4 protein-coding genes are annotated in these 3,963 nt (G+C 38.0%); 1 reads left to right on the top strand and 3 read right to left on the bottom strand.

The genetic code is table 11. The features are described from left to right. Positions 1-419: 419 nt before the first annotated feature. From HLH14_RS13010 to HLH14_RS13000, 3 genes are all read right to left on the bottom strand, one after another. Positions 420-806 carry an Sbal_3080 family lipoprotein gene (locus HLH14_RS13010; RefSeq protein WP_328703895.1) on the bottom strand — a complete coding sequence of 129 codons (387 nt, stop codon included), beginning with the start codon at positions 804-806 and terminating at the stop codon, positions 420-422. A 219-nt stretch (positions 807-1,025) separates the two neighbouring features. Then, positions 1,026-1,226, bottom strand: coding sequence for a hypothetical protein (locus HLH14_RS13005; RefSeq protein WP_067726305.1), 201 nt, complete (start codon positions 1,224-1,226; stop codon positions 1,026-1,028). Positions 1,227-1,416: 190 nt separating this feature from the next. Further along, positions 1,417-1,662, bottom strand: a complete 246-nt coding sequence (locus HLH14_RS13000; RefSeq protein WP_067726303.1) for a hypothetical protein — start codon at positions 1,660-1,662, stop codon at positions 1,417-1,419. Between the two features lie 944 nt (positions 1,663-2,606). Here HLH14_RS13000 and HLH14_RS12995 point away from each other — a divergent pair. Further along, on the top strand, positions 2,607-3,089 hold the full coding sequence (locus HLH14_RS12995) for a VOC family protein (RefSeq protein ID WP_212815907.1): 483 nt from the start codon (positions 2,607-2,609) through the stop codon (positions 3,087-3,089). Positions 3,090-3,963 lie beyond the last annotated feature (874 nt).

The raw sequence follows: 3,963 nt of genomic DNA, 5'->3' as shown, positions 1-3,963 counted from the left end.
CAGTGATGTGCTGAAAAGACTGCCGACACAGAAAATGAGCCAGATTGAAGAATTGTTGCCGCATAAGTGGAAGCCTGCCTGACTGAAGTAGGCTTCACCGGATGCTTACCAAATACCTTCCCGAACATGGCAAAATATGCCAAGTTTAGGAACTGAAAGGCTTAATCCTAAAGGGATTAAGCCTTTTTTTATGCCTGGACATAACTAGCTATAGTTTACATGCACCGTGTACACTGCCATGTACATTGCACGTTTTATTGAACTGACAGATGTACAAGGTTATGAAAAGAACAAATATTAAGCGCAGACAATGGGCCGATTGACTTTTATCTAATCTCAGTTCATTTCATTGCCAGTTTAATCGGTGATTAAGGTATTAAAAAAAACCACAATGGGGCTTTTTGCAAATTTAAAGCAAACTACTTTCTGCTTTTTACTCCCATAAGCTCATCTACTAACTCATCAATCTTAGTATCTGTGCTACGCCATTTGTTTAATGCGAAACCACCATTTCCTTTTAATCTAAACTCAGCATTTGAAACCACTTTGCTATCTTTCATTAATGTTAATTTTGCATAACTAAGGTATGTTACGATATCCCAAGTGCGCAAAGCTGTATAATCCATGGTGGTTTCACAATGGGTTAGGTCTGAGTTTTCAGGATAAACTCTCGCACCAATATTATATCTCGCAAAGCTTCTTACTAAAGACTCTTCAAATCCATTAACTATTACTTTAGGATTTTTAATAATACATATTTGTTTTACTGCCTGAGGCTGAAAGCCATCTGTATTTTTAACTTGGATTGAAGTGCATCCAACGACCCCCTAATCCACCCATCAAAATAATTAATAATTTTTTCATTTTAAATCCCTCTTTAAGTGTTGATAAAATAACAAATAAATTACATTTGTGCTAAATCTCAATTAGTTTTCGGAGCGGTAAATGTATATGAGGGACTTTTTTAATTTTACTTCTATTTTTAATAGGCAATAAAAAGCCCAATATTGAATTGGGCCTATTCTTTACTCTTCGATTTCAATGGGATCTCCGTCCTCTGGGCGAATATGACGGGTTCCATCATCTGCGGGATCAACACTTGAACCATCTTTAGTAATAGTGTTGTACATCTCATCCTCTTTCTTATCATTGATAAATTCTTCATCTTCAAGGTCTAGAGGCTCTTCATCATCATCGAAATCTAAAGGCTTTTCTTCATCTTTCATGGCGATCCATCACTTATTTAACCAAGAGAATATCATCCTCAAACATTCGATAGAGTTATTCAATAGACAACAATCATCATTTGTGTAACTAGCCTTTTAGAATGCAGGTGATATTTGCATGGGGATTGATATGAAACACGGCTTTTACATTTCACTCTTCTATTAAAAACCACCGGAAGGTGGCTATTTTTCAACTCATCTCTGGCAATAGTTTCAATTTAACAACTTGTTTTGGGTTGTAACATGTCTCCCAAGCTTGTTGATGATCAGACCACCATTGAAGCTGACCTTCTTGTGTTAAACGATAAAATGTAACCTTTTTAATTAACGGAAAATCATTATTTGGTACAAATAATTGAGCACCAGTCACTTTTTGTTCTTCAATTTCTTGGTTTAAAATTTCGATGAGCTTTTCTTTGCTTATGATATCTATCACGGCTCTGCACCTCTGCAAAATACCCAAAATTGGGCGCGGAAAGTATTCAGGTTAAATGCCTTTCAGGAGCGACCTTATCCGCCAGTTTATTGTACAGCTAAAACACCTGTCCAACAAAGAATCCATCTAGTCACTTACACTCAGCAGCCACTTGGACATGTGTTTATGCATGACATAAAAACCAAGCGACAATAAATCTAAATAAGAATTGCCCCATGATCACAGCTAATAAGAAAAACCCCGCCAATATTTAGTTAGGATTGAGCGGGGTATTATCTGCCGTAATACGTCCGGCTATTTAAAATGGTTGCGATAAACTCTTAGTAAAACCAGATTTGTCTAGGTTGGATACGTTCGAAGTCTATCTTTCTTTCCAGGCAATATCGCTAAAATCTATTCATGAATCATCTTTTACTGAGCTTAATATCACCTCAATCTCAGCATAATCAACTTAAATTAACGAGTTAACTTTCCGTTTTTACGGAGGGTAATACAATCTTATTATTGGGAGAGTGGTCAGATAGAGTAAGTATCATTGGACTTATCGGTTTATTGATTATTGTAATCAGGCTATGGAAATGTGACCAATTGGTTGTAGGGTAAATTTCAGATGTTGGCTTATTCATTTTCGAATTAGAGTGGTGAATAAACCGTTAATAATGGGATTGTGCAACCAAGTCAAGCTAATGATTTTGTTTGTTATGAAATCGATGCATAAAACATTTTTTGATGAATACCTAGTTCCATTAAACACTACGAAAACCAATAATTTTCATCACTAACACATACGTTTAGATTAATAAAAATACAATTATGAAATAGGTTTATTTCATTTTTTAGTTAAATATAAAAAAGGTGTCTTATCGCTGAGTTAAACCCATATATGAGACACGTTACAGTCCTGCAAAATAACGTAGACCTATTCTTAACGAAGAGGTGAAATGATGAATATTGCAAAGAACACGATCTGCCTTTGGTACGATAACGACGCTGAAGGCGCTGCGCGATTTTACGCTGAGACATTTCCAGATTCATCGATCGGTGCAGTACACCGAGCACCTGGGGATTATCCATCGGGGAAGGAAGGAGACGTATTGACTGTCGAGTTCACCGTGATGGGTGTTGCGTGCGTCGGACTTAACGGTGGACCAACATTCAAGCATAACGAAGCGTTCTCGTTTCAGGTTGCAACCGAAGATCAAGACGAAACTGATCGCTACTGGAATGCGATCGTCGGCAATGGCGGTCAGGAGAGCGAGTGCGGCTGGTGTAAAGACAAGTGGGGTATCTCTTGGCAGATTACGCCGATCGTCCTAACCAAAGCATATACCAGTCCTGACCGTGCAGCCGCCAAACGCGCCTTCGATGCGATGATGCCGATGAAAAAAATCGACATTTCCACGATTGAGGCAGCATTTCGCGGTTGAGCGGTGGGCATCTAACAATTCATTTAAGTCGACGTTGCTTCACTGCGCGATTTAACTCAAACGTTTGGTTCTCCTCACTTAACGGCTATCCTTAGATGAAGTTAAGTGCTCACCCAGTTCTACAACTAGCACCTCTCATAGATTTCGGATCGCCAGCATGGTTTTTAAATTAATAGATTGTGATTTGAGTTTAATTGACGTCACCTGAAGAAATCCAGCGGAATATAAAAGCCTTTAAATTTAATGTTTGAAGGCTTTGTTATGCCTGTATATAACTGAGCTTAATCGAGTACATGAGTTTGTATCGTGTATCTCAACTGGAATTAGGAAGTTTACTGTCCATTTTTGCGGAATTATCTCCACTATTAAATTGTTAGCGTATTCAGTTAAATATCATCTAAAGCTTTAGCTATACAGCCTTTTTAGCTTTGTAATCTATTATGTCCTAATAATTTTTGTTTGTTATGAAATCTGTGCATTGTGGTACATCATGTTGAAGTAAGAATAAAATATGATTAAAAAGTATAGCTAGGCTTAATTCTATTTTTAGCTTTCTAGTTAAGACGAACAGCGGCAACAAAAAAACTGGATAGGTAATCGCTGTCAGGAAAAGTATATCAGTCTGATCATAAGAACTATCAGCGATAAATTTGGCTGACCTGGAAGGCCGTTCTACCACCATTTGTTTTCTCATCTAAGGGAAAATGGCGCTAAAAGGCGATCGAGCCTGATCCAGTGTATTTCAAGTGTTTTCACTTATGATTCAAGGAGAACGTGCCATGAATTTCCCCAAAGTGTTGCTTATTGCCGGATGTGTTGTGCTGTCTGCACCCGCCGCTTTAGCAGCTGACCAGCCCATGGCGGGGAAAAGTAG

Source organism: Acinetobacter terrae, assembly GCF_013004375.1.
In the GTDB taxonomy this organism is placed as follows: domain Bacteria; phylum Pseudomonadota; class Gammaproteobacteria; order Pseudomonadales; family Moraxellaceae; genus Acinetobacter; species Acinetobacter terrae.
This window is presented reverse-complemented; position numbering and strand designations above follow the sequence as displayed.